Annotated in this window: 20 protein-coding genes and 2 pseudogenes; 17 read left to right on the top strand and 5 right to left on the bottom strand. The window is 63.9% G+C overall.

From position 1 onward, the window contains the following. Positions 1-2,553 (top strand): MMPL family transporter, encoded by a 2,553-nt coding sequence (locus GY769_13340; protein MCP4202900.1) that lies wholly within the window; start codon positions 1-3, stop codon positions 2,551-2,553. Positions 2,554-2,969: 416 nt separating this feature from the next. On the opposite strand, the gene GY769_13335 is transcribed toward GY769_13340, so the two are convergent. Both GY769_13335 and pyk read right to left on the bottom strand, forming a co-directional pair. Next, complete coding sequence (locus GY769_13335) at positions 2,970-3,869, bottom strand: alpha/beta fold hydrolase (protein ID MCP4202899.1); 900 nt, start codon at positions 3,867-3,869, stop codon at positions 2,970-2,972. Continuing rightward, positions 3,866-5,332 (bottom strand): pyruvate kinase, encoded by a 1,467-nt coding sequence (pyk, locus tag GY769_13330; protein MCP4202898.1) that lies wholly within the window; start codon positions 5,330-5,332, stop codon positions 3,866-3,868. Before pyk ends, GY769_13335 begins: the two co-directional genes overlap by 4 nt. 80 nt (positions 5,333-5,412) lie before the next feature. Here pyk and ffh point away from each other — a divergent pair, with 80 nt between their 5' ends. The 12 genes from ffh (at position 5,413) to pckA (ending at position 17,191) form a co-directional block, all read left to right on the top strand. Beyond that, positions 5,413-6,735, top strand: coding sequence for a signal recognition particle protein (gene ffh, locus GY769_13325; protein MCP4202897.1), 1,323 nt, complete (start codon positions 5,413-5,415; stop codon positions 6,733-6,735). A 101-nt stretch (positions 6,736-6,836) separates the two neighbouring features. After that, a complete protein-coding gene (rpsP, locus tag GY769_13320; protein MCP4202896.1) occupies positions 6,837-7,082 on the top strand; it encodes a 30S ribosomal protein S16 in 246 nt (81 codons plus the stop codon). Positions 7,083-7,084: 2 nt separating this feature from the next. Continuing rightward, entirely contained in the window at positions 7,085-7,327 is a 243-nt protein-coding gene (locus GY769_13315; GenBank protein MCP4202895.1) for a KH domain-containing protein, read from the top strand. After that, on the top strand, positions 7,300-7,926 hold the full coding sequence (rimM, locus tag GY769_13310; GenBank protein ID MCP4202894.1) for a 16S rRNA processing protein RimM: 627 nt from the start codon (positions 7,300-7,302) through the stop codon (positions 7,924-7,926). The genes GY769_13315 and rimM overlap by 28 nt, the downstream gene beginning before the upstream one ends. Continuing rightward, positions 7,908-8,645: a tRNA (guanosine(37)-N1)-methyltransferase TrmD gene (trmD, locus tag GY769_13305; protein MCP4202893.1), complete on the top strand. Its 738-nt coding sequence runs from the start codon at positions 7,908-7,910 to the stop codon at positions 8,643-8,645. Before rimM ends, trmD begins: the two co-directional genes overlap by 19 nt. 75 nt (positions 8,646-8,720) lie before the next feature. After that, on the top strand, positions 8,721-9,092 hold the full coding sequence (gene rplS, locus GY769_13300) for a 50S ribosomal protein L19 (GenBank protein ID MCP4202892.1): 372 nt from the start codon (positions 8,721-8,723) through the stop codon (positions 9,090-9,092). 80 nt (positions 9,093-9,172) lie between these two features. Continuing rightward, entirely contained in the window at positions 9,173-9,856 is a 684-nt protein-coding gene (locus GY769_13295) for a ribonuclease HII (protein ID MCP4202891.1), read from the top strand. Beyond that, on the top strand, positions 9,846-12,032 hold the full coding sequence (locus GY769_13290) for a tetratricopeptide repeat protein (protein ID MCP4202890.1): 2,187 nt from the start codon (positions 9,846-9,848) through the stop codon (positions 12,030-12,032). Before GY769_13295 ends, GY769_13290 begins: the two co-directional genes overlap by 11 nt. Before the next feature lie 14 nt (positions 12,033-12,046). Beyond that, a complete protein-coding gene (locus tag GY769_13285; GenBank protein MCP4202889.1) occupies positions 12,047-13,150 on the top strand; it encodes a hypothetical protein in 1,104 nt (367 codons plus the stop codon). Beyond that, positions 13,147-14,157 (top strand): isocitrate/isopropylmalate dehydrogenase family protein, encoded by a 1,011-nt coding sequence (locus GY769_13280; GenBank protein ID MCP4202888.1) that lies wholly within the window; start codon positions 13,147-13,149, stop codon positions 14,155-14,157. The genes GY769_13285 and GY769_13280 overlap by 4 nt, the downstream gene beginning before the upstream one ends. A gap of 139 nt (positions 14,158-14,296) precedes the next feature. Next, the gene (locus GY769_13275; GenBank protein MCP4202887.1) at positions 14,297-15,514 is read left to right on the top strand and encodes a pyridoxal phosphate-dependent aminotransferase; all 1,218 of its coding nucleotides are present in this window, start codon (positions 14,297-14,299) and stop codon (positions 15,512-15,514) included. A gap of 18 nt (positions 15,515-15,532) precedes the next feature. After that, a complete protein-coding gene (gene pckA, locus GY769_13270) occupies positions 15,533-17,191 on the top strand; it encodes a phosphoenolpyruvate carboxykinase (ATP) (GenBank protein ID MCP4202886.1) in 1,659 nt (552 codons plus the stop codon). 86 nt (positions 17,192-17,277) lie between these two features. Here the strand turns inward: pckA and GY769_13265 are convergent, their stop codons facing one another. After that, on the bottom strand, positions 17,278-19,089 hold the full coding sequence (locus GY769_13265) for a hypothetical protein (GenBank protein ID MCP4202885.1): 1,812 nt from the start codon (positions 19,087-19,089) through the stop codon (positions 17,278-17,280). A 301-nt stretch (positions 19,090-19,390) separates the two neighbouring features. Between GY769_13265 and GY769_13260 the strand changes: the two genes are divergently transcribed. The 4 genes from GY769_13260 to GY769_13245 are packed head-to-tail and all read left to right on the top strand — an operon-like array spanning position 19,391 to position 23,263. Then, entirely contained in the window at positions 19,391-21,220 is a 1,830-nt protein-coding gene (locus GY769_13260) for a M2 family metallopeptidase (protein ID MCP4202884.1), read from the top strand. Positions 21,221-21,252: 32 nt separating this feature from the next. Further along, positions 21,253-22,509, top strand: a complete 1,257-nt coding sequence (locus tag GY769_13255) for a tetratricopeptide repeat protein (protein ID MCP4202883.1) — start codon at positions 21,253-21,255, stop codon at positions 22,507-22,509. 26 nt (positions 22,510-22,535) lie between these two features. Then, entirely contained in the window at positions 22,536-22,883 is a 348-nt protein-coding gene (locus tag GY769_13250) for an Hpt domain-containing protein (GenBank protein MCP4202882.1), read from the top strand. Then, on the top strand, positions 22,880-23,263 hold the full coding sequence (locus tag GY769_13245) for a response regulator (protein MCP4202881.1): 384 nt from the start codon (positions 22,880-22,882) through the stop codon (positions 23,261-23,263). The genes GY769_13250 and GY769_13245 overlap by 4 nt, the downstream gene beginning before the upstream one ends. 797 nt (positions 23,264-24,060) lie before the next feature. On the opposite strand, the pseudogene GY769_13240 reads toward GY769_13245, so the two are convergent. Together GY769_13240 and GY769_13235 are read right to left on the bottom strand one after the other, a co-directional pair. Next, positions 24,061-25,308: pseudogene (locus tag GY769_13240) on the bottom strand (hypothetical protein). Between the two features lie 75 nt (positions 25,309-25,383). Then, positions 25,384-25,969 (bottom strand): annotated as a pseudogene (locus GY769_13235) (hyalin).

Raw genomic sequence — 25,969 nt, 5'->3', positions numbered from 1 at the left:
GTGCTGCACCCCTCTCTGCGGAGCCTGGCCCGCCTGACTCGCCGTCGCTACGGGCTGGTATTCACGATTGCCGCCTTGGTCGTCGTCGCCGGCCTGGTCTCTTCCCTCCGATTGCGTTTCGACACCGACGTTCTGGGCTTGTTGCCGAAGAACGAGCCGGTGGTGCAGAACTTTCGAGCCGGACTCGAGGAGTTCGGTAGCGTCGATTATCTGCTGGTCGCCGTGCGACTGCCGGAGGGCGAGGTGGTGGACCCCTATGAATCCTTTGTGGGGATTCTGGGTGAGCGCCTTGCGGAGCTCGACCAACTCACCGAAGTCGAGTACAAGATCGGCAGTCTCGAAGAGCTGCTCGAGGCCTTTCTGCCACGAGCGCTGCTGTTTCTGCCGCCCGACGCTCTGGAGGATCTGGCCCGCGCCCTCACCGATGACGCGCTCGAGCGACGCGCCGGGGAGCTTCGGCGTCTGATTACGACGCCCAAGCTTCTTGCCCAGAAAGACCTGGTACTCCTCGATCCCCTGGGGGTCGCGACGATATTCCTCGACCATCTCGAGAGCTCGCGCGCCGGCGTGTCGCTCGATTGGCAGAGTGGATACTTCCTTTCGCGCGATCGGGGAATGATGCTCGTTCTGGCCAAGCCGACCGGGCCGCCCCAGGATGTCGATTTCTCGAAGGAGCTGATCGTTGCGGTCGAAGAGGCTGTGCTCGCGTCGACCGCCGAGTGGCGGCAGGAGTTCGGCGACGAGGCGCCGCCCGATCCTCAGGTGGACCTGGGTGGGCGCCACGTGATCGGAGTGGCGGACGCCGGGCTGATTCGCTCGGACATGATCTCGAACGCGGCGACCTCCATGCTCGGGGTTTTGATTCTGTTCCTTTTCGCCTTTCGACGGTTCGGTCTCCTTCTGTACGCCTTCGTCCCCTTGGCGTGTGGACTTGTCCTGACCTTCGCCTTCGCGGCTTGGGCGTTCGGCACGGTCAGTGCCGCGACCAGCGGCGTCGCCGCGCTCCTCATCGGCCTGGGGATCGACTTCGTCATCGTTTCGTACGGCAGGTTTGTCGAAGAGCGCCAGCGCGGTCACGATCTGGACGAGGCGCTGGCTCTGATGAGCGGCTCTTCGGGGCGCGCCGTCGTTGTCGGCGGAGTGACCAGCGCGGCGACCTTGTACGCGTTCGCGGTCACCGATTTCACCGGTCTCTTTCAGATGGGAATCCTGACCGGCACCGGCATTCTGGTCTGTATGCTGTCGGTGTTGTTCTTGCTGCCGGCGATGCTGGCATGGGCCGACGATCGGCACCAGAGGAGCCGTTCGTTACCACGGCTGTTCCTGCACGGTTTCGGCAGCGCGCGGGTGATCGGGTTCGCGATTCGCAATCCGAAGGCCGTGCTGGCGGCCGGCTTTGCGCTCACCGCTCTGGCCGCCTGGGGCCTCAAGGACCTGCGCTTCGAGGACAGCGTCAAGGCGATGCGTCCGACGGGCAACCCGGGAGTCGAAGTGCGCGACGAGGTGGCCGAGCGCTTCGGAGTCGGGTTCGATCAGATGATGCTGATCGTATCGGCCGATGAGCTCGAAGAAGTTCTGGAGCTGGCTGAGCGAGCTGAGACCGGGGCCCGGGGTCTGGTGCGAGAGGGCATTCTCCAGGACGCGGACTCGGTGGCTTCGCTACTGCCGCCCACCGTTTCCCAGGAAGCGGCGCTGGATTGGCTTCGAGCCGAGCGAGGCGATCGACTCGACTCGGATCGTATCGAGCGCGTGTTCCGAGACGCCCTCGAGAAACAGGGCGTGCGTGCGACACCCTTCGCGAAGGGGTTGGATCTGATTCGGAGCGCTATTGCCCGCGACCAGCCGTTGACGGCTGCCGAGCTCGAGCGCGATAGCCAGGGACAGAAGCTGATGCGACGGTACCTGAGGCAGCTCGAAACCGGCTGGAAGAGCGTGGTCTACCTGTATCCACCTCCGATGACTTGGCGTAGGGAGGCGCCTCCGGAAGCGCTGGCCCTGGCCGGCGACCTCGGAGACGGCGCGGTCCTGACCGGCGCCAATGTGATCAGCCGCTACATGCGCGAGCGAGTGCTCAAAGACGCGGTGTTCGCGGCGATCCTGGGCTTCGTCGTAGTCGCGTTTCTGTTGTTTCTGGACTACCGCAGGGCGCGCGCGACGGCGTTGTCCCTGGGTCCGCTGCTGATCGGGATCGTGTGGATGCTCGGCGCCATGGGGTGGTTGGGCCTACCCATGAATTTCATGAATATTTTCGTCAGCACAATGATTATCGGAATCGGTGTCGACTACGGCGTCCACATGGTGCACCGGCATCGCGAGTTCGCGGGCAAGAGCGCGGAGCGTCGGCAACAGGGTCTGGTCGAGACCGGCAAGGCGATCACTCTCGCGGCGTTGTCGACCATCATCGGTTTCGGGTCACTGTCGCAGTCGCACTTTCCCGGATTGAGCTCGATGGGGATGGTGGCGATCCTGGGTGCGCTGTCGACGTGCATTGTGGCAATCAGCGTGCTGCCGGCGTTTCTCACCTGGCTGGAAGAATCGCCCGCGCGCGACTGAGCCGGCTCGGGGACACCGTTCCAAGGTGTCTCCTCCCGAATGCGTGTCGACCGAATTTGCGCGTCGACGGCGGTCGGCAGGCGATTCACCAGGGGCCGGCTCGAGCTGGAAGGCCTGCAATGGGTCGGGCTCTCGCCTGCGCGCCGCTACGCGCAAACCGCTGGTGGTCTTCGAGAGGGCCTTCCGAGCGCTTGCGGCGAGCCCCCTGGGCGAATCGCCTGCCAAGCCGCCTTGCTTCCCCGCCGGTCTTTCCGCCCGGTCGTGCGGCACCGCCGAAGACCCTCGTCGCAGCTAGCGAGGCCACAGGCGCCAGGTGTCTAATCCAGCCGCTAAGATAAGGCACAGAAGCCGGTTTCGACCTCGCCGGCGCGGATCTTGGTGGAGGGACCGGTCTTACAGCGTGAGGCCCGGGGTGTCTACTCCACAATCTCCCGAATCGCGCGGACGAACTCCTCGGGCACTTCCTCTTGAAGGAAGTGCCCGGCTTCGGTGCGGGTGACCCGGGCCTGTGGGAAGCGTTTCTCGTGGCGTTTGAGAGCGCGGCCCAGGATCGGATCGCGCAGGCCCCAGATCAGCTCGATCGGGCCGTCGAATGACAGTGCCCATTCCTCGCCGCGGAGAAGCAGCGGCAGACTGGGGTGATCGGGAGAGGTCGGGACCATCCGAGCCAGACCAAGCGGAGCCGCCCGGTCGCGCCAGCTACCGAACGGCCAGCGGTAGGCGCGCGCAATCTCGCCGGAGATCGACGACCGATCGCCCTGGGTGCGGTCGAGGATCTGCAGCGGAAAGGCCCCGAGTCGGAAGACGAGATCACTCAGGACCGGCGTCGCCGCGAAGCGGTGGAAGCCCGCGCCGCGCGGGCGTGCCGGCACCAGTATCGAGGTGTTGCCCAGAACCAGGCCGGCGACTCGCTCGGGCGCATGAGCTCCAAGAAGAGCGACCAGGGGACCGCCCCAGTCCTGCCCAACGAGCACGACCCGCTCGATCCGCAGACGATCGAAGAGCTCAGAAAGTGCTTCGCGATGGCGTGCAAGGGTGTGGTCACCAGGCTTGAGGAGCTTCTGGGTAAGGCCGCAGCCCAAGAGATCGGGTGCGATCACGCGCAGATGAGGCAGTTCGGCGATGACCTTACGCCAAAGGAAGCTCCAGGTCGGGTTGCCGTGCTGCAGCCAGACCGCGCACGAATCTCGCGGGCCGTGGTCGACGTAGTGCATAAGCAGTCCACGATTCGGCCCGTTCTCGAGCTCGATCGTGGCGCGGTCGAAGGGGAACAGATCCTCTAGAAAACTCGGAAGATCGGGAGGGCGTTTCGTCACTCGAGGCTGCGAACGTGGTGCAGGCGCATCAGGTTGGTCAGCGGGCGATCGTGAATCGGAACGCCCATCAAGATCACGATGACCTCACCGGGCCGGGCGAGGTCGGCCTCGAGTAGCTCGCGGTCCACCAGCTCCACGACCTGGTCGTGGTGCTCGACCGATTTGTCGACCAGCAGAGGTCGCACGCCCCAGACCAGTTGAACGCTTCGTGCCACTCGCGCATCCGTGGTCAACATGCAAATCGGGGTGTCGGGCCGGTAGCGAGCGATCGTGCGGGCGGTGAAGCCGCCCTGGCTGAAGGCCACTATTTGACGCACCTTGAGGTTCTTGGTCGAGAACACCGCGGCCGCGGCGACCACGTCGGCGAGGACGAAGGCCTCGTCGCGCTTGCCCCTGCCCTCGCTGCTCGATCCGGGGTCTCCGGCGTGGGCGAGGGGACGCACTTCGCGTTCGCGGCGCGAGAACAGCCTGTGCGCCTCGGCTTCGTGCATGATCTTCGCCATGGTCTTCACCGCTTCCACCGGATAGCGGCCCGCGGCCGTTTCGCCCGAGAGCATGAGCGCGTCGGCGCCATCAAAAACCGCGTTTGCGACGTCGGACGACTCCGCCCGCGTAGGACGGGGTCGCTTGACCATCGACTCGAGCATCTGGGTCGCAACGATGACCGGCTTGCCGTGAATCCGGCATGACTCGATGATCTGCTTCTGAAGTACGGGAACTCTGTGGAGAGGCACTTCGACGCCTAGGTCCCCGCGCGCGACCATGACCGCGTCGGCACTCGAGACGATTCCGTGCAGGTGCTTGATCGCGCGCGCGCTCTCGAGCTTGGCGATGAGTGGGATGTCGCCCCCGGCGAGGCGAATGATCCGACGCAGCGCCTCGAGATCCTCGGCGGTCCCGACGTAGCTTGCCGCGACATAGTCGGCACCGAGCTCGACGGCGAGTTCGAGGTCCTGTCGGTCCTTGGTGCTGATCGTGAATGGCAGATCGCTGTCGGGCAGGTTGATGCCCTTGCGGCTCGAGACCGTGCCGCCATTGACCACCTCGGCGGTGAACGCACCGCCGCTCTCGGAGTTGACGCCAAGCTCGACCAAGCCGTCGCCGATAAGGAATCGGTCACCGCTCTTCAGATGCCCGAGGAGCTTCGGGTCGTCGATCGGCAGATCGACCTCGCCGCCGGTGGGTCCGATGACCACGGTTTGCCCGCGGCGAAGCGAGCGCGGGGCTTCCATGCGGCCGAGCCGGTAGCGCGGTCCCATGAGATCCAGGATCACCGGCACATGCGAGCCGATCTCGGCGCTGACGGCACGCACGCGCTCGAAGGTCGCGCGGTGCTCCTGCGTCGATCCGTGGGAAAGATTGACTCGGATGACGTCGGCGCCCGCCCTGAGGACGCGTTTCAGGACGCGCGCCCCGGCCGTAGCGGGTCCGACCGTGACCACGATCTTCGCGTGAGGGTCCATGTTCGCGGAGTATACGAGGGCCGCGCGCTTGCCAAGGTCGTTGCTCCAGACCGAGTGTGGAGATACGATCGGCGGCCGCGATGTTCGATGGTCTTCAAGATCGGCTTCAAGGCGTTTTTCGTCGGCTCAAGGGCGAGGGGCGCGTATCCCGCGAGGTGCTGGATGGCGCCCTGCGCGAAATTCGCATGGCTTTGCTCGAAGCCGACGTCAACTACAGGGTTGTCAAGGACTTCGTCGCCAAGATCGGAGCCGAGGCGGAGGGCCAGGGGGTGATCGAAAGCCTCACCCCCGCCCAGCAGGTCGTCAAGATCGTCCACTCGGAGATGACCGCCCTGCTGGGAGAGAAAGGCGAGCCACTTCAGGTCAAAGGCCGGCCGGCGGTGATCGTCCTCTGCGGCCTCCAGGGCTCCGGGAAGACGACCACGGCGGGCAAGCTGGCTCGTCATCTCCGGAGCCAGGGAAAGAACCCGGTTCTGGTCGCCGCGGATCTTCAGAGGGCCGCGGCGGTCGAGCAGCTCCAGCAGGTTGGCAGGAGCGTGGACACACCGGTGCTGACTCCCGACGACAGCAGGCAGGATGTGGCGGGCTTCGTGACCTCGTCCCTCAAACAGGCTCGGGAGCTCGGGCGCGATGTGGCGATCGTCGACACCGCCGGCCGACTGCACATCGACGAAGAGCTGATGGCACAGCTCAAAGCGGTAGTTTCGCAGGCCTCTCCGCAGGAAGTCCTGTTTGTTGCCGACGCGATGACCGGCCAGGATGCGGTGCGCAGCGGAGAAGCGTTCTCGACGGCTTTGCCGATCACCGGGATCATCTTGACCAAGCTCGACGGCGATACCCGCGGTGGGGCCGCGCTTTCGGTGCGGGCCGTGACCGGCCTGCCGATTCGAATGGTGGGAGTGGGCGAGAAGCTCGAGGATCTCGAAGAGTTCCACCCCGACCGTATGGCTTCGCGGATCCTCGGCATGGGCGATGTTCTGAGCCTGATCGAGAAGGCCGAGAAGGGCGTGGATGCGGCCGAGAGCCGGCGCCTCGCCGAGCGGTTGGCGAAGCGGGAGTTCACGCTCGAAGACCTGCGCGACCAGCTGCGCCAGATGCGCCGCATGGGACCGCTGTCGCAGTTGATGGCGGCGCTACCTCGCGGCGGTCCGCTCAAGGGCTTCGACCCGTCCTCCGTGGACGAGAGCAAGCTGAAGCGGGTCGAAGCCATCATCGACTCTATGACCCCGCCGGAGAGAAGGAAGCCGACGGCCCTCAACGCCAGCCGCAAGCGCCGTATCGCGCGCGGTTCGGGAACCACGGTTCAGGAGATAAACCAACTGGTCAAGCAGTACCGGATGATGCAGAAGATGTTCAAGGGGGTCAAGGGCTCCTGGTTGCGGAAGGCCATGGGTGGGGGCTGATTCGCTTTTCTGCTAGACTACGCTGCTCCCCAGCCCCCCGGCCGGAGCTGCCGGTGTGAGGCGATCCCCGCAGAGACCACAAAGAAGAAGGTAACCGAGAGATGCTCAAGATCAGACTGAGACGCATGGGCAACCGCAACCGACCGTTCTACCGGGTTGTGGTGTCGGATTCACGAAAAACCCCGATCAGCAGCGCCCTTGAGGAAGTCGGCCACTACGACCCCACCCGGGGCATGGAATCGGCCACCCTGGAGGTCGATAGGATCCAGCAGTGGGTCGACAAGGGCGCACAGATGTCGCCGACCGTCGCCAAGCTGGTGCGCCATCAGAAGGCAACGGCGGCCTGACCGTGTCGGAGATCCGTGACGATCTCGCCCAGGTTCTGACACTGCTCGTCGACGAGCCCAGGGAGGTGGCCGTGAGCGACGTCAGCGCGGACGATGGGCCACGTCTGGAGGGTCGGGTGGCCGACGGTGACCTCGGCAAGGTCATCGGGCGCCAAGGTCGAACGGCGCGGGCGTTGCGCCGGGTGCTCGCGGCTCGATCGGCCCATGGCGAGCGGCCGTGGGATCTGAAGATCCTGGACAACTAGACATCGTCTCCGGGCTGCTTCGAGGGTTCTCGAAGCGCCGAGACAGCCCCAACTCCATGGCCACCGGCGAACCAGCCGACCTCGTTCTGGTCGGCCACGTGCGCAACCCTCACGGCGTGCGGGGCGAGGTTCTGATCGAGGTTCTGAGCGACGACCCCGAGCGCTTTCGGCCGGGCTCCGAGCTGATTGCGATCGCCCGGTCGGGCGATCGCCGAGTGCTGTCGATCGTCTCCGCGCGGGCGCATCGGGGAGGCCTCTTGATTCTCTTTGCCGGTTTGGAAGACCGAGAAGAGGTCGCCGCCCTGAGAGGTGCGGATCTGATGGTCGAAGCGGCAGCCGTGCGCGACGCGCCGGAAGGCTCGTACTACTACTTCGATCTTGTCGGACGCTCCTGTCGCGACCGCCGGTCCGGCGATCTGGGCGAGGTGGTCGCGGTTCTCGAGGACGGCGGCGGACTGCTCCTTGAGATAAGGGGTGATGCCCGGACTGTTCTAGTGCCCTTCGTGCGCGACTATCTGGTCTCGATCGATCGGCAGGGCGGGCCGATCGAGCTCGACCTGCCCGAAGGGCTTCTGGAAACATGCGCATCTCGGTCATAACGATTTTCCCCGAGCTCTTTTCGGGTTTTCTGAAGACCAGCCTGCTGGGCCGCGCCATCGGCCGTGGAGAGCTCCAGGTCGACGTGGTCGACCTCAGGGATTACACAGAGGACGTCCATCGGGCCGTTGATGATGAGCCCTATGGCGGTGGCGGCGGCATGGTGATGATGGCCGAGCCCTGGCTCCGCGCGGTCGGCGATCTGGCGGCAGGTCGAACGTGCCACCGCGTCCTGCTCTCCCCGCAGGGGACGCCGCTCAATGACGCGAGCGTCCGGCGTCTGGCCGAGATCGGTGACCTGCTGCTGCTCTGTGGACGCTACGAGGGCCTCGACGACCGGGTTCGGGCCACCGTCGTGGACGAGGAGGTTTCCCTGGGCGACTTCGTGCTCTCCGGTGGCGAGGTCGCCGCGATGGCTCTCATCGAGGCCGTCTCCAGGCAGATTCCGGGTGTCGTCGGAGACCCGCAGTCGGTCGAGAACGACAGTTTTCGAGCGGGCTTACTGGATTTCCCGCACTTCACGAGGCCTCGCCGCGTGGCCGGCCTGGATGTGCCCGAGGTGCTGCTTTCCGGCGATCACGCGGCAATCTCTCGCTGGCGCCGGAAGGAGTCGCTACGCAATACCCTGCGGCGGAGGCGGGATCTCCTGGACGGGGCGAAGCTCGATTCCGACGATCGCCGGCTGCTCGCCGAGATCGAGGAAGAGGAGGAAGCCCCATGACCACCTCTGCCGACGCATTCATGGTAGGCTCTGCGGCCGCTCCTCGTGAGCGCTGCTAGCGAACTGGAGACAATCATGCATAGTCTGAGTGAAGTCGAGAGCCCATTCCTGCGCTCGGACGTCCCCGAGTTTCGAGCCGGGGACACCGTCAAGGTCCACGTCAAGGTCGCCGAGGGCGACAAAGAGCGAATTCAGATCTTTCAGGGTGTCGTGATCGCCCGCCGCGGCAGTGGCACTCGCGAGACGTTCACGGTTCGAAAGATCTCCGGCGGGATCGGCGTAGAGAGGGTCTTTCCCCTGCACACTCCTACGATCGAGAAGATCGAGGTTGTCCGGCGAGGCCGGGTTCGGCGAGCCAAGCTCTATTACCTGCGCAAGTTGCGCGGTAAGGCGGCCCGTATCGAAGAGCGTCGGGACGAACGGATCCGCAAAAAGTCCGGCGGCTGAGCGTCGAGGGGGCCCAGCTCGCGACCGTCCGGACTTCGATCGCAGGCTGCTAGAGTCCTCCCTGTCGGAGGGCTTGACGGGTGAGTCTGGTTCATTTGGGCGTGGAGTCGTTTCGGCTCCGCATGGTCGCGGGTCTCGAGTCGGAGCTCGGCTGCGCGGGCTACCAACGGATCGCAGGCGTCGACGAGGCCGGCCGCGGATGCTTGGCGGGGCCGGTGGTCGCGGCGGCGGTAATCCCTCATCCGGAGAGTCTGATTCCGGGCGTCACAGATAGCAAGTTGCTCAATCCGGCCAAACGCGAGCTGCTCGCCGCGCAGATTCGCGAGACGGCGCTGAGCTGGAGTGTCGAGCCGGTGGCGGCGGAAGTCATCGATCGGATCAATATCCTCGAGGCCACCAAGCAGGCCATGCGCCGGGCTCTGACGAGCCTGAGGCCCCGCCCCGAGGTGGCTCTGGTCGATGCGGTGCCTCTCCGGGTGCCCGGTCTGCGCTGCCTGCCATTGGTGCGGGGTGACTACATAAGCTACGCTATTGCGGCGGCTTCAATTCTGGCCAAGGTCTCGCGCGATCGGATCATGACTGAGCTCGACGCGAAATATCCGCATTACGGTTTCGCTACCCATAAGGGGTACGCTGCGCCCCGGCATCTCGAAGCACTGCGTAAGTACGGCCCCAGCTGCCATCATCGGCTGACTTTCCATTCGGTTCTGCCATCCGCCATTCGTGACGACGGTGGCGATTCGGAGCGCGCCCATGGCTCGTAGCCGGAGATCGGCGCTCCAGGCTGCCGAGAAGCTGGTTTCGCGGGGACGGCTCGAGGCCGCGGTCAAGCAGTACCGTAAGGCTCTCGCCGAGAGTCCCGAAGACACGGGAACGCTCAACCGTCTGGGTGATCTCCACGCCCGGCTCAATCGAGTCGACGAAGCGGTGGAGATGTTCACCTCGGCTGCGGATCACTTCACCAAGGAGGGCTTCTTCGTCAAGGCGATCGCGATTTACAAGAAGATCATCCGCCTGGACCCGACCCTGATCGAGGTCTACGAAACGCTTGCCGATCTGTATCACCGCCAGGGCCTGGTCAACGAGGCTCGGGCCCAGTACCAGGTGGTCGCGGATTACTACAAGCAGGTCAACGACAAGCGAGCTCTCGTGGCGGTCTTCGAGAAGATGGTCGAGCTCGAGCCGGACAATCCGAGTCACAGACTAAAGCTCGCCGAGTTCTATTGCGCCTCCGAGCAGATACCGCAGGCGATGGAGCAGTATCAGAAGATCGCTCATTTCATGCTCGAGCACGGCAAAGTCGAGGAAGCCTTCAAGGTGTACCTGGGCGCTTTCGAGCTCAAGGTCGACGATCTCGGTTTTCTGACGGACATCATCGTCCAGTTGAGGGACCTCGGTCACGACGAAGTGGCTCAGCGGTTGTTGAACGAGGCGGTCGAGAAGAACCCCGATGCCGCGCGGGTCGCCGAGCTGGTCGACCTGCCGCTTCTGGATGTCGCGGATAGGCGGGGCAGCCAACTGCCGCAGGAGCCGCTGGCCGGGGTCGACGAGCCGGCGAGAATCGGAATTACGGAAGCCCGGTACGAGGCGACGGGCGAAGACGAGTCTGCGGTTCTCGAGCTCGACCTGACTCCGGGAGCAGAGGCCATCGACGTTTCTGAATTGGGTCTCGAGAGCGCGGTCTTGCCTGAAGGTATCGGCGCGGGCGAGCCGGCCGCCGACCTCGACGCCGGCGAGGAGGAGATTGCCGCGGTCGCGGACGCCTCGGCCGAAGCAGCTGAGGAGATCGAGGTCGTGGACCTGGCGGACCTGGTGGAGATCGAGTCCGAGATGCCCGCCGAGGAACCGCCCCCGGTAGCTCCGCCACACGAGGAGACAGGGGAGTTCGAGATTACCCTCGATGAGCTCGAAGCCGAAGTCGCGGCCGAGGACGAGGCGCGGCCGGAGGTTGTCGTCGAGCCATCCTCCGAGGCGGCGGAGCTCATCGAGCCCGAAGCCACGGCGGATAGCCGTGCCGATGAGCTGGTGACAGAGGCGCAAGTGCTCTCGAACTATGGTCTGGAGAACAAGGCGGTAGAGCTTCTCGATGACGCCCTTCAGCTTGTGCCGCAGCACGCCGAAGCGGCCGAGCTGCTCTTGCATCTCCACCACCAGGCCGGCAGGTCCCGCGAAGTCGTCGATCTTGCACAAGGTCTTGTGGACGGCGGGGCATTTTCGTCTCGTCTGACCGAACTGCTGGAAGATTGGGACTACAGGCTCGAAGACGGGCGCGTGCACGCGCCAGAGGAGCTCGAAGAACGCGCAGAGGCAGTGCCGGTCGAGCCGGAAGCCGTGCCAGCAGCCGAGGCGAGGCTGAACTGGCTCGATGAGGAAGCGCCGGTCTCGGAGGGAGCTGCTTCAGAGGCCTTTTTTGGTGAAGAGGACCAGTTCTTCGATCTGGCTGCGGAGCTCGAGGAAGAACTCATGGCCGAGGAGACCGCCGGAGACGGTCGACTCATGCCCCAGCTCGAAGAGCAGTCGATCGAGGAGATCGTCGAAGGCTTCAAGCAGGGAGTGGCGGAAACCCTCTCGACCGAGGACTTCGACACCCACTACAACCTCGGCATCGCCTATCGCGAGATGGGCCTCGTCGACGAAGCTATCGGTGAGTTTCAGCTGGCGGCCAAGTCCGAGCAGTACCTGGTGGACTGCTGTTCTCTTCTGGGAGCCTCGTTTCTAGAGAAGGGTTTTCAAGATCTCGCCGTGAAGTGGTACGAACGCGGACTCAAGGCGCCGAACGTCTCGGATGAAGAGAAGCTCGGTCTCCTCTACGAGCTCGGTAATCTCTATCTCAGCACGGGCGACCGCGCCACCGCGAAGGACACTTTCGCGGAGATCTACGGCGCCAACTCGAACTATCGGGACGTGGTAGCCAAGCTCGAAGAGTTGCGCCAAAGCTAGCAGTAAGAGAACGGGTGCGAGAGATAAGACCCGGATGGATAGCCGCAGCTGTTCTGGCGCTCGTTGGGGTGTTCTTTCTTCTCACCAAGGCGAGTGAAAGAGTCAGCCCGGTCCCGGTTGGGCTCTGGGTAGCGATCGAGCCCGAGGGCGAGAGTCTGGCGCGGGTCGGGCCGGTGGAGATACCGGCCGGAACCGCTTTCCGGCTCTACGCGGTGATCGAAGCCGAGACCTTCCGGGGTGGGCGGATTTACTATACGGAGGCGAAGAATCTCGATTTCCTGGGCGAATCCGTTTCAACCGATCTGATCAGGCCCTGGCAAGGAAGGCTCGAAGCGAGGATCCTCTGGTTCACCGTCGAGGGCTCGAGCCCGTACCGCGAGGTCTTGCCGGGCGACGAGCTCGAGCCCCCGAGTTTCAAGGAGATTTTCCGACCCGATTGGGGGCAGGCTTGGTCCGTCGTCGGGGACCTGCGCCCGACGGTCGAGAACGTCTTGCCCGGCGAAGATCAACTGCGCCGAGAAAAGCGCTTCGGGACCCAGCGGTTTCAGGTGCGAATGGAGCTCTTCGGCGGCAAGAGCGATCTCGTGCCCGAGCTTCGTCTGGCTTCTTGGGGAGCGGAGGAGCTGCCGGCGAGGAGGGCCGAGTTTCCAACCGTAGTCGCGGGCTTGCCCGGAGTGCTTGCGGCGCCCTCTCGGGTGTTCGGCCTGGCGCAGATCGAGTTCGCGGGCGACGGCCGTGGAGCCGGCGACCGAGGGCGGCTGGCGTCTTGGACCGAAGAATTGCTTTCCCTGTCTCGGATACCGGTTCTCGGGAAGTGGCTCGCCGAGCAGAACATCGCGTGGGAAGACCTTGCCTGGGAGGAGGTCGAGCTTGGCGCCTCGGATGTCCTGGCTCGCCCTGGAGACTTGCTCCGGGCCGGTACCCGGCTGGTCTGGATCCTGGAGGATCGTGGCGAGCCCGGACTCGACTATGAAGACCTGTGTCTGGATTTCGAACGTGGAGCGAGAGTCCAGCGGCTGCGCGATGTGTTCGTCGGCGAAGGGCTGGTGGACTGGGGCCGGGCTCCGGTTTCTGCCGGCGCCGGGCCGCGAGCCGGATCCAAGGGGGATGCGCAATGACGACGACCATCACATTGATCGAAGGCGACGGCATCGGACCCGAAGTGACGTCCGCCGCAGTACGCGTGCTCGAGGCTACGGGCATTGATTTCGAATGGGAGCCCCACGTCGCCGGTCTCAATGCCATGGACAAGCACGGCGAGCCGCTGCCCGAGGAGTTGATCGCGTCCGTTCTGCGCAACCGGGTCGCCCTCAAGGGACCGGTTACCACACCCGTGGGCCACGGATTCCAGTCGGTCAATGTACAGATTCGCAAGCGGCTGGACCTGTTCGCAGCCCTGCGTCCGATTCAGACGCTTCCGGCCCTGCCCGGACATTTCGGCAATGTCGATCTGGTCGTCGTGCGCGAGAACACCGAAGGGCTCTACAGCGGTCTCGAGCACGAGGTCGTATCGGGCGTTGTCGAGAGTCTGAAGATCATCACGCGCAAGGCGTCGACTCGAATCGCGCGCTTTGCGTTCGAGCACGCCCGCACCCACGGTCGCAAGCGCATCACCGCTGTGCACAAGGCCAACATCATGAAGCAGTCCGACGGCCTCTTTTTGAGGTGCTTTCGAGAGATTGCCGAGGAATACCCGGAGATCGAGGCCGAAGACCGGATCGTCGACAACATGGCCATGCAGGTGGTGGTCAACCCGCTCAAGTACGATGTCCTGGTTTTGCCCAACCTCTACGGAGACATCCTCTCGGACCTGTGTGCGGGCCTGGTTGGCGGTTTGGGCGTCGTGCCAGGGGCCAATCACGGCGAGAACATCGCGGTATTCGAGGCCGTCCACGGCAGCGCGCCCGACATTGCGGGTCGGAACCTCGCCAATCCGACGGCACTGATTCGTTCCGGCGTTCTGATGCTCGAGCATCTGGGCCTGACGGACGAGGCGCTCAGGGTGCGGACGGCACTCGACTGCGTGATGTCCGAGCGCAGCCTTCGAACTCGCGACCTGGGGGGTGAGGCTTCGACGAGTGGGTTCGCCGACGCCCTGGTTACCGAGATCGAAGCCTCCGGGTAGTCACCCGTCCACTATCTTCTACCGAGCCATCTCGCTAAGATAACTCTCCCGCCGAACCCGAGTTTCGGGGATGGTGAGGCACTTCCTCCCTCTGCAACAGGGCTCGACGTACAGACTTGCCGAATGGAAGGGTAAAGCCATGAGTATCAGTCAGATCGCGAGAACGATCGAAGAATCCGGCACGCTCCGGATGAACGAGAAGGCCGCTATTCTGCGCGCCAAGGGAGATCCGGTCATTCATTTGGGAGGCGGCGAGCCCAAAAGCCGTGCGCCGCTCGACGCCATCGTTGCCGCATCGAACCTCCTCAACTCGGGCGAAGTGCGCTACACGCCGGCCGACGGAACACCTGCGATGAAGGCCGCGATCATCAGGTACGTCAAAGACTTCTACTTTCATCGCGTCACTCACGAGCAGGTCATCGCTTCGAGCGGCGCCAAGCAGGCGATCATGGTCGCCTTGCAGGCCATCCTCGACCCGCAGGACGAGGTCGTCTTTCCGGCGCCCTACTGGGTGAGCTACCCGGAGATGGTCAAGCTCTGCGGAGCGAAGCCGATCCCGGCTCCGGCTGAAGACGGCACCTTCTATCCGCGCATCCAGGACATCACTCAGCGCGTCAGCAGCTACACCAAGGCCGTGATCATCAACAGCCCCAACAACCCGTCCGGGGTGATGTACAGCGCCGAGTTCATCAAGGACGTGGTCGAGTTCTGTGAGAACGAAGATCTTTACCTGATCATGGACGACATCTACCACCGCCTGATCTTCGACGGCAAGAAGCCGATCAACTGCTACGAGTTCGCCAACGACCTGGGCAGCAAGTCGAAGCTCATCGTGGTCAACGGCGTCAGCAAGCAGTACGCAATGACCGGTTTTCGCATCGGGTGGGCGGTCGCAAATGCGGACCTCATCCGGGTCATGGCCAACATCCAGGGTCACCAGACGAGTGGCCCGCCGGGAGTGCTGCAGAAAGCGGCGGTGGCGGCGATCAACGGCGTCCAGTCGTCGGTCGAGAATCTGCGCGTACAGCTCAGAAACAACCGCGACATCATGCTGCAGCAGCTGTCGAGCTTCGACGGAGTGAACGTCACGGTGCCGGACGGTACCTTCTACTGTCTGCCCGACTTCAGCCACTACGACAAGGATTCGAACCGTTTGGCCGAGTTCCTGCTCGAGAAGGTTCAGGTGATCACCGTACCGGGCGCCGAGTTCGGCGTGGACGGCCATCTGCGCCTCTCCTACTGTGGCGCCGTCAAAGACATCACCGAAGGCATCGAGCGCATCAAGTGGGCTCTGGACCCGAATTCACCCAACGAGCTCTACATGGGCGACCGCAAACTGATTCGCGACTGGAACTAACCGCGGGGGACAAGCGCGATGTCAAAATATCTGAAGATCAAGTCTCCGGCGCAGTCTCACTGCGAGGACCTCAAGAGCGACTACGGTCTCGAGCAACAGGGAATGAAGCACCTCAAGCGGGTGTACTGGAACCTGCCGCCCGAGGCGTTGTACGAAGAGTTCGTTTTTCGAGGCGAAGGGTCGATCGTCAATGGCGGCCCGATGATCGTCAACACCGGAAAGTGGAGCGCACGAGCGGCCAATGACAAGTTCGTGGTGATCGAGCCCGAGAGCGAGGGCAAGATCTGGTGGGGCGAGTACAACCGACCGATCACGACGGATAAGTTCGCCGGCTTGGTGACTCGCATGCAGGCCTACCTGCAGGGCGAGGAAGTGTTCGTGCAGGACTGCTACGCCGGGCATGATCCCGAGTACCAGCTGGCCGTGCGCGTCATCACCGAGGACGCCTGGCAGAGTCAGTTCGCCCGCAACATGTTCATACCGCCGCTCAGGCGTGACCGCTACAAGAACTTCGTGCCCGACTTCACGGTCATCGCCCTGCCCAAATTCAAGGCCGACCCGATCATCGACGGCACCCGAAGCGATACCGCGATCATCATCAACTTTGCCGAGCGCATGGCGCTGGTCGTCGGCACTTCCTACGGCGGCGAGATCAAGAAGTCGATCTTTACGACGCTCAACTACCTACTGCCGAACAGGGGCGTGCTGGCCATGCACTGCTCCGCCAACGTCGGCGACGCGAACGACGCGGCGCTTTTCTTCGGCTTGTCGGGAACCGGCAAGACGACCCTCTCGGCCGATCCGAGGAGAAAGCTCATCGGCGACGACGAGCACGGTTGGAGCAACACCGGAGTCTTCAACTTCGAGGGCGGCTGCTACGCCAAGGTCATTCGGCTGAGTCCCGAGCACGAGCCTCAGATCCACGCCACCACCAAGATGTTCGGCACCGTCCTCGAGAATGTCGTCTTCGACAAGGTGACCAGGAAGCTCGATCTCGACGACGACATCAACACCGAGAACACGCGATGCAGCTATCCGCTGGCTTCGGTTGCCGGGGTGCTCGAAGCAGGGCGGACCGACTCGCACCCCAACAACATCTTGCTCCTGACCTGTGACGCCTCGGGCGTTCTGCCGCCGATCTCACGGCTGAGTCCGGATCAGGCTCTCTACCACTTCATCAGTGGCTACACGTCCAAGATCGCCGGCACCGAGATCGGTCTCGGTATCGAGCCCAAGATCACCTTCAGTGCCTGCTTCGGCGCGCCGTTCATGGTGCATCACCCGTACGTCTACGCCAACATGCTCAAAGAGAAGATGAGGAAGCACGGCGCCCGTTGCTGGCTGGTCAACACCGGCTGGACGGGCGGTCCGTTCGGCATTGGCGAGCGAATCTCGATTCACCACACCCGGGCGCTTCTAAATGCGGCTCTCGACGGCTCGCTCGAGAAGGTCGAGTTCCGCAAGGACAAGCTCTTTGGATTCGAGGTTCCGGCGAGCTGCCCTGAAGTTCCTGGGGACGTGCTTGTTCCTGAGAACACCTGGGGTGACAGGGACGAGTACTGGAAGCGCTACGACGGTCTGGCGGCGCGCTTCATCGAGAACTTCAAGCTCTACGCCAGCGGCTGCCCGGCCGAAGTGGCGGCGGCTGGCCCGGTGCGACTGGAGCGGCCGGAGTAGAGAGCAGGACAGGACCGAGTGCGTGCCCCCGCCCTGGTTACCAAGCTCGAAGGGTCCGGGGAAGGGCGGCTCAACAAACTCGGCTGCTAGAACGGAACGCCGGGTTCGCCGGTTTCTCGGAGCACGGCCAAGACCGCATCCTTGGTCAAGAGCTCACTGAACAGGTGCGGCTCTCGGCCCGGCCGGTAGAGGAGGTAGAACGGAATGCCGTACTTTCCATGGTCGGCCAGGAAGGCGGCGATGTCGTCGTCGCGGTTGGTCCAGTCGGCCTTCATCGGCACGACCTCGTATCTCGAGAAAGCGTCCTCGATCTCGGGGGTTTCGAGCACCAGCCTCTCGTTCACCTTGCAGGTGAAGCACCAATCGGCGGTGACGTCGACGAACACCATGGACCCCTGCCCGGCCATCCGTTCGGCCTCCTCGCGGTCGAAAGAGACCCATGGGATCAGTTTCTGGGCGCGGTCGCCGCGGGCTGTTTCGGTTGGGCTCTCGAGAGCGGCAGCCGCGAGAGACAATCCGATCGCCACGGCCGAGACGGCTCCCGCCACGCCAATCCAGCGCCAGGACCCCCTGCCGCCGGAGCTATGCCTGATCCAAACGAAGAGCGCCAGGGCGAGCAGCGAAACCTCGATGAACGCCAAACGTTCGCGAGAGACCTGCGAGGACAGGACGTACAGGAGCCAGATCGCGGCGGCGGCGAGCAGATAGCCCATGAAGTGGCGGAAGTGCTCCATCCAGACACCCGGCTTCGGTAGCAGCTTGATGGCGCCCGGGGCGGTGGCGAGAAGAAAGTAGGGGAGCGCCATCCCGAACCCGACCGCGGTGAAGATACCCAGAGTCACACCGCTAGCCTGGGCCAGCGCAAAACCCACGGCGGTGCCGAGAAACGGAGCCGAACAGGGAGTTGCCATCAGAGTGGCGAACAGGCCCGCGGTGAAGTGAGACGGCAGTCCCTCTCCGCCCGCGGCTTCGGCCCAACCGGCGATTCGCCGGGGGAGGGGTACCTCGAAAAGACCCCAGAGGTTGAGGCAGAACAGAGCCACGACGAAGGCCAGCGCGGTTACGAACACCGGCTGCTGGAACTGGATGCCCCATCCGACGGTAGCGCCCGCGGACTTCGCGAGGATCGCCGCGGCCGCCAGGGCCCAGAAGGAAATCAGGATTCCGGCGGCGGTCGCGAGCGAACCGGCCACAACCTCCTTTCGGTCTTTAGTCGAGCTCTTGACCAGGCCCATCAGCTTGAGGGACAGGACGGGAAGAACGCAGGGCATGGTGTTCAGGAGCAGGCCACCGACGAAGCCGAAGAGCAAGAAGGCGCCGATGCCGGTGGCCGTGCGTGGGCTGTCGGTGACTGCCGGCGCCGAGCCCTGGCCGGTGGCCGCCGGGCCGGGCTCTCCGACCTCCAGAGACACGACCGTCTCGGCCGTGGTCGGTGGCAGACAGCTGCGATCGTCGCAGGCCTGGTAGCGCAGCGAGGCCGCGACCGCAACGGTGCCCCAGGCAGCGTCCTGTGGCACAGCCGTCTCGGCCTCGATCACAAACTGGCCGTCGTAGACCGACAGGGGCTCATCGGCGAATGCGAAGGTCTTCATCGCGCCTTGCGGGTAGGTCACGCGGGCCGTGGGCCAGGTCTCGGGAAGATCGACCTCGGCAGCCGTCGGGATCAAATAGTCAAAGGTCGGCCAACGACTGTTGATGTGCCAGCCGGGATCGACTTCGACCAGGAGCTCGATCGTCACTGGCTCGCCCGGCAGATAGGCCTCACGAGCCGGGTGAGCCACGACGGAGGCCTTCGCCGGCGGAGCGAAGCCGGTCTCGTTCTGAGTGAAGCCGAAGGCCGGCGCGGACAGAGCTGTCAGCAGGGCGAAGCCGGCCAGGATCGAGGAGTGTTTTCTCATGCGGGGATCTTCGGAGCCGGACGACCGCTAGCGGGGGCATGCCGAAGAACTTGTCGTCGCGGGATTATACGGTTGTCGGAGGACCTTCGGCCTTCGCCTTCAGAGCCGACGACCACGTACGGATCTCTTTCGCCTGCTCGACCGAACGCTTGCGGGAAGGCATCGAGCGGCTTCGAGCTGCACTTCGCTGGTCGAATGGCCGTCGCCTTGGGCGGCCTCGGGCTCTGCCGGACGCGCTAAGATCGGGTTTTGCGGTACCGGCAGGTCCGCACTTTTCAATCACCTGGGAGGTAGTTCAATCATGGTCAGCAACGAGAAATGGGTGCGGGCGGCCGGTGTCACCCTGGTCGCCGCCGTATTCGCAGCGGCAGCTTGTCTGCCACCGACCGGCGAGGACCCGTATCCGGCCACCGTGGCCGGCGCCGAGGCGTTCGTGGCGGATGTCGACGGCGATTTGCTGAATGAGGCGATCGGCCTGGCCAAAGCTCAGTGGGTGCAGGCCACCTACATCACCGAGGATACCGAGCAGCTTGCGGCCGAGGCCTACGACGACTACCTCGGCAAGGCCATGGAGTACGCTCGGGGCACTACCCGCTTCGACGGACTCGAGCTGCCCGAAGCCGTGGAGCGTCAGCTGAACCTCCTGAAGACCGGGATGGCGCTGCCGGCGCCGAGTGACGCCGAAGAGCGCTCGGAGTTGACCCAGATCGCTTCCTCCATGGAGAGCACCTATGGCAAGGGCAAGTACTGCCCCGAGGGCGGCGAGTGCCAGGCGCTCGGGGAGCTGAGCAAGATCATGGCCTCGAGCCGAGAGCCCGATGAGCTGCTCGAGGTCTGGACGGGCTGGCGGACCATTTCGCCGCCCATGCGAGATAGCTACCAGCGCTTTGCCGAGCTCGGCAACAAAGGCGCCCGCGAGCTGGGCTTCAGCGACCTCGGCTCGCTCTGGCGCTCCAATTACGACATGCCCCCCGATGACTTCCGGGCCGAGCTGGACCGGCTGTGGGATCAGGTTCGGCCGCTCTACGAGCCGCTTCACTGCCTCGTGCGGTCCAAGCTCAACGAGACCTACGGGGAAGCCGTGGCGCCGGCGAGCGGGCCCATACCGGCCCATCTTCTGGGCAATATGTGGGCTCAGACCTGGGCCAACATCTATCCTCTGATTGCGCCGGCGGGTGCCGATCCTGGCTTTGACCTGACCGACCTGCTGGAAGAGAAGGGCGTGGACGAGCTCGAGATGGTTCGCTACGGCGAGCGCTTCTTCACCTCGCTCGGATTCGAGCCGCTGCCCGAGACCTTCTGGCAACGTTCGCTGTTCACTAAGCCTGCCGATCGGGAGGTCGTCTGCCACGCGAGCGCGTGGGACATCGATCAAGTGGATGACATCCGGATCAAGATGTGCATCGAGCGCAACGCAGAGGACTTCTCGACCATCCATCACGAGCTCGGGCACAATTTCTATCAGCGGGCCTACAGCAGGCAGCCCTTTCTTTTCCGAGAGAGCGCCAACGACGGCTTTCACGAAGGCGTCGGCGACACCATTTCGCTTTCGGTGACTCCCGACTACCTGGTCAAGGTCGGTCTCTTGGATCAAGCTCCGGATGCCTCCGCCGATCTCGGCGTGTTGTTACGCATGGCGCTCGACAAGGTGGCGTTCCTGCCCTTTGGGCTGCTGGTCGATCAGTGGCGATGGGGCGTGTTCAGCGGCGAGATCCAGCCGGACGAGTACAACGCTGCCTGGTGGCGACTGCGAGAGAAGTACCAGGGGGTCGTCGCGCCAGTTGCGCGCAGCGAGGCCGACTTCGATCCGGGAGCGAAGTATCACGTCCCGGCGAACACACCTTACACACGCTACTTCCTGGCACACATACTGCAGTTTCAGTTTCACCGGTCACTCTGTGAGGTGGCCGGAGTCGAAGGACCTTTGCACCGATGCTCCATCTACGGCAATCAGGACGCCGGCGAGAGGCTGATCAAGATGCTCGAGATGGGGGCGAGCCGGCCCTGGCCCGAGGCGCTCGAGGCGGTGACCGGTCAGAGGGAGATGGATGCGACTGCGATCGTCGACTACTTCGCCCCGCTGCAGACTTGGCTCGAAGAGCAGACCGAAGGTCTGGCCTGCGGCTGGTAGGGAGACTGATTTTTCCTGAAGGGGATCTTGAGATGAGCTCACGAATACGTTTGTTTTTCGGCTGCTGTTTGCTGGCCGCCACCCTCGTTTCCGCGGCGATGGCGACCGGAGGCAGCGCGCGCGGGGTGGTGATGGACTCAAGTGGCACGCCGCTGGCGAAAGTGACGGTCACTCTTCAGGGCGTGGACTTCGCCTTCGAGAAGGTGACCACGACCAACAAGAAAGGCAAGTTCAATTTCACGATCTCCGACGCCGGTCGCGACTACGTGATCCGTCTGGAAAAGGACGGCTACGTGACCCGGGAGCAGCCGTTCAAGCTCTCGTCCGGACAGGTGGTGGACTCGGAGTGGATCCTCAACACCGAGGCCGAAGCCGCCGAGCAGAGCAAGCAGCTCCAGGCCCTGCAGGCTCAGGACAAGGCCACCAAGGCGTACAACAAGGGCGCCGAGGCCTACAACGCGAAGGACCTGGAAGCGGCCATCGGCCACTTCCGAGAGGCCGTCAACGCGAATCCCGAGCTCGAGATGGCCCATGCCGCGCTCTCGAGGGTCTTGCTCGAAACCGAGCGCTGGGGTGAAGCTCGGGCGGCTGCCGAGGCTTTCCTCGCGGTCGCGCCCGACGAACCACTGGCGCTGCAGATACTCTATGACTCCTACTGGGGAGAAGGCGACAAAGAGAATGCCGACGAGGTCTTGAAGCGGCTCGCGTTGCTGGATTCGGGAACCGCCGTCGCCGCCAGGATCTTCAACCAGGCCGTGGCGGCGGCCAAAGTCGATGACTACGACGCCGCGGCGCGTGGTTTCACCCAGGCGCTCGAGGTGGATCCCGGTCTGTACCAGGCCTTGCTGCCGCTGGCGCAGATCCACTACTCGAAAGGCGAATGGCAGGCGGCGATCGACAAGGCCGAGGAGTATCTGGGACACGACGCCGGCAATGCTCGGGCCAATATCGTGCGCTATGTCAGTTACCAGGAGCTCGGCAACAAGGAAGCCGCGGACGAAGCGTTCGCGGAGCTCGAGCAGAACAGCCCCCTTGCGGCGGCCGAGATGTTCCTCCGCGACGCCATCAACTTCTTCAACAACGGTTCGATTGCCGAGGCCACCGAGGCGGTCCAGACTTCAGTCGCGCTCGATCCGACCAATCCGCAGGCGCACCACCAGCTCGGCCTCTGCTACGCTAGCGCCCGAGAGAACGGCAAGGCTAGGGTGGCCTTCGAGAAGTTTCTCGAGCTCGCGCCCGACCATCCCGAAGCTGCTTCGGTGAAGGACATGCTGAAGTATCTGAACTAGGCGGAGACGAGAGGAATGGACTGTCGGTGGAACTAGACGTGAAGACGCTGGCCCAGATCCGCGAGATCGGAGGGGACGAGCTCCTGGGCCGGCTGGCCCGGCTGTTCCTGGAACACACTCCGCTGCGCCTCGAAGAGATCCGGCGCGGTCTTGCGTCGGACGATTGGTCGCGCACTGCGCGCGCCGTCCACTCCCTGCGCTCCAGCTCCGTGACCCTGGGAGCGATCGAGCTGGCCGAGACCGCGGCCAGGCTCGAGAGTCTGGCCGGCGAGCAGAAGCGTGAGCGGTTCGAGGCGGGTCTGCCCGAGCTGGAAGAGGAAACACGGACGGCTCTGCTCGTGCTCAAGAAGCTCGCTGAGGTTCCCGCGGCTTGAAGCACGTCGCGGTTATTGAAGACAATCCGGACAACCGGCTGCTCGTGCGTGCGATCCTGGAAGACCGCTACGAGCTGACCGAGTTCGATACCGGCATGAAGGCTCTTGCGGCCATGCAGGAGAAACCGCCCGACTTGATTCTCCTGGATATCTCGCTCCCCGAGATGGACGGCGCAGAGGTGCTGAAGAGAATCCGTCAGATCGACGGCCTGCGCGAATTGCCGGTGGTCGCGCTCACCGCCCACGCCATGGTGGGTGACCGCGAGCGGTTCCTAGCCGTCGGCTTCGATCAGTACATCTCGAAGCCGATTCTCGATCCGGAGAGGCTGGCCGCGGTCGTCGCTGAGCTGCTCGACGAAGAGAACAGGCGATCCGATTAGGGGAGGCAGTCGCCGCTGGCCGAGATGACCGTTAGATTCCCTGCGATGAGGGTGCCGTTGCCTATTCCGACCACAGCAGCCTCCAAGGTTACGTCCGCGGTTAACGCTACGGTGACTCCCTCGGTGGAAATGGACTCTGTCGCCTCGAATCGCTCCGTCACCAGAAGCGTTCGATCGACGAGGTCGAGGTCGGCTGGGCAGCCGACCATGACTGCGTAGTCCTCTACCTCTCCGTCTGGAGCGCTACCGTCGAAGCTCAGGCCGCCGACGGTGGCGAGCCGGAACCGCGCGTAGGTCGGGCCGGTTTGGGCGTCGCTACGCATCTGTATCTGGAGCGGGTTGAGGCCTGGCACCAGGTCGACGTCGATCAGCACTTGCTCGTAAGCGTCGGCCCAGTCACCGTCTCGGTTGAAGTCGAGCCAGGCGTTTAGCCGACTCACGGCGTTCACAGTTACGGTCAAGGCCGCCGGGCTCCCCGGCATGAGCACGCTGGTGAAAACTACTCCGTCTTCGTCGTCCAGCCCGTTCATGTCGTCGCCGTTTGCCGCTGTGCTTGGAAGCCCGTCGTCTTCGCCCTCCCGAAGCACCCCTAGCACTGGCCCCCCGAGCCGCAGTGGGTGCACCGCACCGTTGTTGACTCTCAGCGTCGCGTACGAGCTGGGGGTGGGGTGAAGAGGATCCGGCGCGTCTCCGAAGTCCTCGGGAAGCAGCATCCACGGTTCGCGATCCTCTTGGGCCGTAGTTGCGGAGAAGAACGCCACGTCACCCGATTGAGCCAGGAATCGCGGAGAGTAGCCGCTGCGGCCGGGTTTGAGGTCGATTCTGAGGGTGCCGGTCTCCGTGCCATCGCTCAACCAGAGGTTCTTGGTTGAGTTGGAATCATCGTCGTCGTCGGCTGCGAAGAACAGCTTGCCGTTGACTCCAGCTAGATTGTCTGGGAGCGATCCGCCGGCCCCTGGTTGGATATCCTTGATCAGCACGGTGCCGGCTTCCGTGCCGTTGCTCCGCCAGAGTTCGCGACCGAGGGAACCGTCATCGGCGGCGAAGTACAAAGTGCCGTTGACCTCGGTGAGGTTGGAAGGAGAGGACGAGCCGTCTCCCGGGTAGAGGTCCTTTACCTGGACGGTCCCGGCCTCGGTGCCGTCGCTCCTCCACAGCTCCAGTCCGGCGATGCCGTCGGTCGCCGTGAAAAACAGCGTACCGTTGAAAGCCGTGATCTCCGAGGCCGAGGACGAGGACCCTCCTGGGTAGATGTCTTTGACCAGCACTGTGCCTGCCTCGGTACCGTCGCTCTTCCACAGCTCGCCTCCGGAAGTACCGTCGAAGCCTCTGAAGAACAGAGTGCCGCTGACCACGGTGAGATCGGAAAGAAAGGACGAGTTGGTTCCCTGATTGATGTCCTTGACCATGGCCGTGCCAGCTTCGGTGCCGTCGCTCTTCCACAGCTCCCAGCCGGCAGTGCCGTCATAACCTTCAAAGAACAGCATATCGTTGAACTCGACGAGTTCGTGTGTTGTGCTAACCCCGGGTTTGACCGGGACGGTGCCAGCCTCAGTGCCGTCGCTCTTCCACAGTTCGTTTCCGCTGACACCATCCGTAGCGCGGAAGAACAGCGTGGAGTTGACCACGATGAGGTAGTTGGGAGAGCTATCTCCGCTTCCCGCATTGATGTCCTTGACCGGGACGGTACCAGCCTTAGTGCCGTCGCTCTTCCAAAGCTCGGTGCCGGAACTACCATCGTTGCCTCTGAAGAACAGAGTGCCGTTGAGGTCGACGAGCTCCCAGGGAAGGGAGCCCTCGGAGCCAGGGTGAACGTCCTTGACCAGAACAGTGCCGGCGGTCGTGCCGTCGCTCTTCCAAAGCTCGGCACCGTTGATGCCGTCGTCGGCCCCGAAGAACACCGTCCCGTTGACGTTTGTTGCAGTCCCGGGTGAGGAACCGGCCGTGGCGGTGTCGATGTCCTTGACAAGGGCCGTGCCAGTCTCCGAGCCGTCGCTTTTCCAGAGCTCGATTCCAACAACGCCATCGTCGGCAGTGAGAAACAGCTCACCGCCGACATTGACGAGCTTGGGAGGTCCCCTGATGTGGGGGTACTCGCTGTAAAAGGACGAGTCGGCTCCCGGGTTGATGTCTTTGACCAGGATGGTGCCGGCGGCTGTGCCATCGCTCTTCCAGAGCTCAGTCCCGGTCGTGCCGTCGTCGGCCGCCAAGAACAGCTCACCGTTGACGTCGGTGAGATCGGAGAGGCCCGACGAGTCGGCTCCCGGGTTGATGTCCTTGACTAGGATGGTGCCGGGTTCTGTGCCATCGCTCTTCCACAGCTCGCGACCGACGGCTCCGAGACTGCCTGCTTCAAAGAAGAGCGTGCCGTCAACAGCAGTGAGGTGCGCGGGCGAGGACGAGAACCCACCAGGACTGATGTCCTTGACTAGGACAGTGCCTGCCGCCGTACCGTCGCTCTTCCAGAGCTCTTCGCGCGATACGCCGTCATCGACCACGAAGAACAGTGTGCTCGCAACGGCCGTGAGCTCGGACGGGTAGGAAGGACCCAGCCGGATGTCCTTGACGAGAACCGTGCCGGCCTCGGTGCCGTCGCTCGTCCACAGCTCACGGCCGCTGACGCCGTCGTCCGCGGTGAAGAACACGATGCCGTTGACCTCCGCGGGGTCCCACCGACGAGCCCCGCAGCCCGCTCCGGGGGGGACG

This window comes from bacterium, from assembly GCA_024224155.1.
GTDB lineage: Bacteria > Acidobacteriota > Thermoanaerobaculia > Multivoradales > JAHEKO01 > CALZIK01.
This window is presented reverse-complemented; position numbering and strand designations above follow the sequence as displayed.